This is a genomic window from Caulobacter sp. P1_B12_2 (assembly GCF_056406675.1).
Genome location: NZ_JBFTZS010000302.1, coordinates 1 through 5,721, shown reverse-complemented (window position 1 = coordinate 5,721; position 5,721 = coordinate 1). Strand labels below are relative to the sequence as shown.

Annotated in this window: 4 protein-coding genes; 3 read left to right on the top strand and 1 reads right to left on the bottom strand. The window is 68.7% G+C overall.

Features of this window, described 5'->3' with window-relative positions; translation table 11 throughout:
* Positions 1-38: 38 nt before the first annotated feature.
* The gene (locus AC1DZ6_RS17405; protein ID WP_477098401.1) at positions 39-923 is read right to left on the bottom strand and encodes a crotonase/enoyl-CoA hydratase family protein; all 885 of its coding nucleotides are present in this window, start codon (positions 921-923) and stop codon (positions 39-41) included.
* Between the two features lie 266 nt (positions 924-1,189).
* Between AC1DZ6_RS17405 and AC1DZ6_RS17400 the strand changes: the two genes are divergently transcribed.
* The 3 genes from AC1DZ6_RS17400 to AC1DZ6_RS17390 all read left to right on the top strand — a co-directional run.
* On the top strand, positions 1,190-2,860 hold the full coding sequence (locus AC1DZ6_RS17400) for a GMC family oxidoreductase (protein WP_477098400.1): 1,671 nt from the start codon (positions 1,190-1,192) through the stop codon (positions 2,858-2,860).
* Positions 2,860-4,398 (top strand): acyl-CoA synthetase, encoded by a 1,539-nt coding sequence (locus AC1DZ6_RS17395; RefSeq protein ID WP_477098399.1) that lies wholly within the window; start codon positions 2,860-2,862, stop codon positions 4,396-4,398. The genes AC1DZ6_RS17400 and AC1DZ6_RS17395 overlap by 1 nt, the downstream gene beginning before the upstream one ends.
* Positions 4,399-4,566: 168 nt before the next feature.
* On the top strand, positions 4,567-5,721 hold a 1,155-nt coding region (locus tag AC1DZ6_RS17390), incomplete at its 3' end, for an Nramp family divalent metal transporter (protein WP_477098398.1).

The window sequence follows — 5,721 nt, the reverse complement described above, 5'->3', positions numbered from 1 at the left end:
GCCCGGGATGACGGCTGTATGTGGATCGGAGATCGAAACTACTTGAACGGATGCGCGCCCCAGGCCGGCCAGATGTCGGGCAGATCCGCCGAAACCTTGTCCGGATACACCGGCTGGCGCTTCTCCAGGAACGAGCTGACGCCTTCCTTGGCGTCGCCGGCCGCGCCGCGCGACTGGATGGCGCGGCTGTCGGCCTTGTGGGCCTCCATCGGGTGATCAGCGCCGGCCATGCGCCACAGCAGCTGGCGCGACAGGGCCACCGAAACGGGCGCGGTGTTGTCGGCGATCTCGCGGGCCAGGGCCCGGGCGGCGGGCAGCAGGTCCTCGGGCGCGTGCAGCGAGCGGACCAGGCCGCGCTCGTGCGCCTCCTGGGCGCTGAACACCCGGCCGGTGAAGCACCATTCCAGCGCCGTCTGCATGCCGACCAGACGCGGCAGGAACCAGGACGAGCAGGCCTCGGGCGTGATGCCTCGGCGGGCGAACACGAAGCCGAACTTGGCGTCGGTCGAGGCCAGGCGGATGTCCATCGGCAGCTGCATGGTCACCCCCACCCCGACCGCCGCGCCGTTCACGGCGGCGATGATCGGCTTGAGGCTTTCGTACATCCGCAGCACCACGCGGCCGCCGCCGTCGCGATAGATGTCGCCGACCTTGCCCTCTTCCCGCTCCAGCGCCTGGGGATTGGTGCGGTCGAACGTGGCCCCGCCGCCCGACAGGTCGGCCCCCGCGCAGAAGGCCCGGCCCGCGCCGGTGACGATCACCACCCGCACAGCGTCGTCGTTGTCGGTGAGATCGAAGACGTCGATCATCTCCTTCATCATCCGGGCGGTGAAGGCGTTCAGTTTCTCCGGACGGTTCAGGGTGATGGTCGCGATCCCATCCTCGACGGCGTAGAGCAGGGTCTCGAAGCTGGGCGCGGCCATGGTGGTTTCCTCCGGGTTTGGCGGTACTCAAACACGCGTATGAAATCGCGGCAACCGCCTTGCGTCCTTCGAGGCTTCGCTGCGCTACGCACCTCAGGATGAGGAAGTCAGAGCCAACAAAGCTCCTCATCCTGAGGCGCCCGCGCAGCGGGCCTCGAAGGACGCAAGGCCTTCCCCGACGACACCCTTGCCTCCTGGCCAGACCCGCGCATTGTGGGTGAACACCGATTACGCGGGTACACGCGGAACGGACGAGGGAGGATCCGATGACGTCGATCATCGAGGCCGACTACATCGTGGTGGGCGCCGGCTCGGCCGGTTGCGTGCTGGCGGCGCGGCTGTCCGAGGACGGCAAGCACAAGGTGCTGCTGCTGGAGGCCGGAGGCGACGACCGGCCGACCAAGAACCCCTCCCAGTTCCTGTCGAACCTGATGATCCATATCCCGGTCGGCTACGCCCAGACCCTGAAGGATCCCAAGGTCAACTGGCTGTACGCCACCGAGCCGGACCCCGGCACTGGCGGGCGCTCGCACGTCTGGCCGCGCGGCAAGGTGCTGGGCGGCTCGTCCTCGATCAACGGCCTGCTCTACATCCGCGGCCAACAGGCAGACTATGACGGCTGGCGGCAGCTGGGCTGCGAGGGCTGGGCCTGGGACGACGTCTATCCGTATTTCCGCAAGGCCCAGCACCAGGAGCGCGGCGACTGCGGCGACTGGCACGCGACCGGCGGCCCGCTGAACGTCTCGGACGTCACCGAGACCAACCCGATCTCGGACGCCGTGGTCGAGGCCTGCGTCGAGGCCGGAATCCCGCGCAACGCCGACGTCAACGGCGCCCAGCAGGAGGGCGTGGCCTACTACCAGCTGACGGTGAAGAACGGCCAGCGCTGCTCGGCGGCGGTGGCCTATCTGCACCCGGCCATGGGCCGCGCGAACCTCCAGGTCGAGACCAACGCCCTGGCGCGCAAGGTGCTGTTCGAGGGCAAGCGCGCCGTGGGCGTCGCGTTCAGCCAGAACGGCGTGGTCCGCACCGCCAAGGCGCGGGTCGAGGTGATCCTGGCCGGCGGGGCGATCAACTCGCCGCAACTGCTGCAGCTGTCGGGCGTCGGTCCGGGCCAACTTCTCGCTGAACATGGCATCGCCGTGGTCCACGACCTGCCCGGCGTCGGCGAGAACCTGCAGGACCACTATGTCACCGGCGCGCGCTTCCGCCTGAAGGCCGGGACGGTGTCGGTCAACGAACAGAGCAAGGGCGGGCGCCTCGCGGCTGAGGCGCTGAAGTACCTGTTCCAGCGCAAGGGCCTGCTGACCCTGTCGGCGGCCCACATCGCCGCCTTCTGCAAGTCGCGCCCGGACCTCGCGGAGCCGGACATCCAGTTCCACATCCTCCCGGCCACGATGGACCTGGAGAAGCTGTTCAACGAGCAGAAGATGGAGCTGGAGGGCGCGCCGGGCCTGACCATCGCCCCGTGCCAGCTGCGGCCCGAGAGCCGGGGCCACATCCGCATCAAGTCGGCCGACCCGACCACCTATCCGGCGATCTTCGCCAACTACCTGTCCGATCCGCTGGACCAGGAGGTCACCGTCGCCGGCCTGCGCTGGGCCCGCAAGATCGCCGCCCAGTCGGCCATCGCGCCGCTGATCGACCACGAGATGAACCCCGGCGCCGACTTCGCCAGCGACGCCATGCTGCTGGAATACGCCCGCGCCTCGGGCTCGACGATCTATCACCCGGTCGGCACCTGCCAGATGGGCGCGGGGCCGATGGCCGTGGTCGACAGCCAACTTCGGGTGCGCGGCGTCACTGGCCTGCGGGTGGTCGACGCCTCGGTCATGCCGCGCCTGGTGTCGGGCAACACCAACGCCCCCACCATCATGATCGCCGAAAAGGCCTCTGACATGATCCGTCAGGCCGCCAGGACCGAGGTCGCCGCCTGATGCATCCGTTCCATCACGCCCAGACCCAACCCGACAAGCCCGCCTACATCATGGCCGGCTCGGGCGAAACCGTGACCTACGCCCAGCTCGACGCCCGCTCGAACCAGGGGGCGCAGCTGTTCCGGTCGCTGGGCCTGAACGCCGGCGACGTGATCGCCATCCTGATGGACAACAACGCCCGCTTCTTCGAGATCGCCTGGGCCGCCCAGCGCGCCGGGCTCTACTACACCTGCGTCTCGACCAAGCTGACGGCGGGCGAGGTCGAGTACATCGTCAAGGACTGCGGAGCCCAGGTCCTGATCGTCAGCCCGGCGCTGGACGAGGTGGCCCAGGCCGTCGCGCCGCTGATCCCCGGCGTGCGGCTGTTCCGCGTCGAGGGCGGCAAGGCTCCGTTCGAGGATTTCGAAGCCGCCCGCGTCGCGATGCCGACAACGCCTATCGCCGACGAGACGGCGGGCTCGGACATGCTCTATTCCTCGGGCACCACCGGCCGGCCCAAGGGGGTCAAGCCGGCGCTGAACGGCGGGCCGATCGACGCGCCCCACGCCCTGCAGATGATGGCCATGGGGTTGTTCGGCTTCGACGGCGACAGCGTCTATCTCTCGCCCGCCCCGCTCTATCACGCCGCCCCGCTGCGCTGGTGCATGACCGTGCAGAAGATCGGCGGCACGGTGATCGTGATGGAGAAGTTCGATCCCGAGGCCGCCCTGGCCCTGATCGAACGGTACAAGGTCAGCTGCGGCCAGTTCGTGCCGACCCACTTCGTGCGGATGCTGAAGCTGCCGCCTGAGGTTCGCGCCAAGTACGACGTGTCGTCGATCCGGTCGGCGGTCCACGCCGCCGCCCCCTGCCCCGTGCCGGTCAAGGAACAGATGATCGCCTGGTGGGGGCCCGTGATCTTCGAATACTACGCCGGCACCGAGGGCAACGGCTTCTGCTGGATCAATTCCGACAACTGGCTGGCCCACAAGGGCAGCGTCGGCCAGGCGGTGCTCGGCGAGCTACGGATCTGCGACGAGGCCGGCGAGCCCGTGCCGGTCCGCACCGAGGGCGCCGTCTATTTCGCCAACGGCCCGGCGGTGAACTACCACAACGCCCCGGACAAGACGGCCGAAAGCTACAACCAGCATGGCTGGACGACACTGGGCGACGTGGGCTGGGTCGACGAGGAGGGCTACCTCTACCTGACCGACCGCAAGAGCTTCATGATCATCTCGGGCGGGGTGAACATCTATCCGCAGGAGATCGAGAACCTGCTGATCACCCACCCCAAGGTCGCCGACGCCGCCGTGATCGGCGCCCCGCACGAGGAGATGGGCGAGCAGGTGGTGGCGGTGATCCAGCCCCTGGACGCTGGGGCGGACCAGGTCGCCCTGGCCGAAGAGCTGATGGCCTTCGCCCGCGCCAACCTCAGCCACGTGAAGTCGCCCCGGCGCATCGACTTCATGGCCGAGCTGCCGAGGCACCCGACCGGCAAGCTCTACAAGCGGCTGATCCGGGATGCGTACTGGGGTAAGGGCGAGAGCCAGATCGTCTAGGACAAAGGCCCTCCCCCTGTGGGGGAGGCGATCGCGCAGCGATCGGCGGGGGGAGTTTTAGGATCGTCGATCCGGGTTGTGGCCGCTTTCCGATCACTCCCCCCTCCGTCGGCTTCGCCGACACCTCCCCATAGGGGGAGGACCGAATCCACGCTAACGCTTGGCGCCATGTTCTCCCTGCCCAAGACCGCCACCGCCCCGTTCTGTCCCGCCGAGGTGCGCGGGGCCGTGGCGGTGCCGGACGGGCTGTCTCCCTGGAAGCGCGCGCTGCGCTTCGCCGGGCCGGGCCTGCTGATCAGCGTCGGCTACATGGACCCCGGCAACTGGGCGACTGACATCGAGGCCGGGTCGCGCTACGGCACGGCCCTGCTGTTCGTGGTGGTGCTGTCGAGCCTGGCGGCCATCGTCCTGCAGACCCTGAGCCTCCGGCTGGGCCTGGTGACCGGCCGCGACCTGGCCCAGATGTCGCGCGACCGCTACGGGCCGCGCACGGTCAAGGCTCAGTGGTTCCTGGCCGAGATCGCGATCATCGCCTGCGACATCGCTGAGGTGCTGGGCAGCGCCTTGGCCTTCAAGCTGCTGCTGGGCATACCGCTATGGGTCGGGGTGCTGCTGACCGCGCTGGACACGGTCATCGTGCTGGGCCTGAAGGGCAAGGGCTTCCGCCAGCTGGAGGCGATCATCCTGGGCCTGGTCGCCACCATCGGCATCTGCTTCCTGGCGCAGCTGATCCTGATCAAGCCCGACGCCGGCGAGGTGGCGCGGGGCCTGGTCCCCTCGTTGGACGCGCTGAAGCAAGGCAACGCTCTGTACCTGGCCATCGGCATCGTCGGCGCGACGATCATGCCGCATAACCTCTATCTGCACTCGGCGATCGTCCAGACCCGGGTGGTGGCTCCCGACGAAACATCCAAACGCTCCGCCCTGAAGCTGGCGACGCTGGACACCGTGGCCTCCCTGGCCGTGGCCCTGTTCATCAACGCCGCCATCCTGATCCTGGCGGCCTCGGCCTTTCATCGCACGGGTAACACCGCGGTGGCCGGCATCGAGGAGGCCCACCGCCTGCTCGAGCCCCTGACCGGCGCGGCCGTGGCCGGACTGCTGTTCGGGATCGCCCTGTTCGCCTCTGGCCAGAGCTCGACCTTCACCGGCACCATCGCCGGCCAGGTGATCCTGGAGGGCTTCCTGAACCTCAAGATACCCTGCTGGCAGCGGCGGCTGATCACCCGGGGCCTGGCCATCGTCCCGGCCCTGATCGGCGTGCTGACCCTCGGCGAGGGTTCGGTGGGCAAGCTGTTGGTCCTGACCCAGGTGGTGCTGAGC

Coding starts and splice junctions, on each gene's coding strand:
- AC1DZ6_RS17405 (WP_477098401.1), bottom strand. CDS start 923: ATGGCCGCGCCCAGCTTCGAGACCCTGCTCTACGCCGTCGAGGATGGG.
- AC1DZ6_RS17400 (WP_477098400.1), top strand. CDS start 1,190: ATGACGTCGATCATCGAGGCCGACTACATCGTGGTGGGCGCCGGCTCG.
- AC1DZ6_RS17395 (WP_477098399.1), top strand. CDS start 2,860: ATGCATCCGTTCCATCACGCCCAGACCCAACCCGACAAGCCCGCCTAC.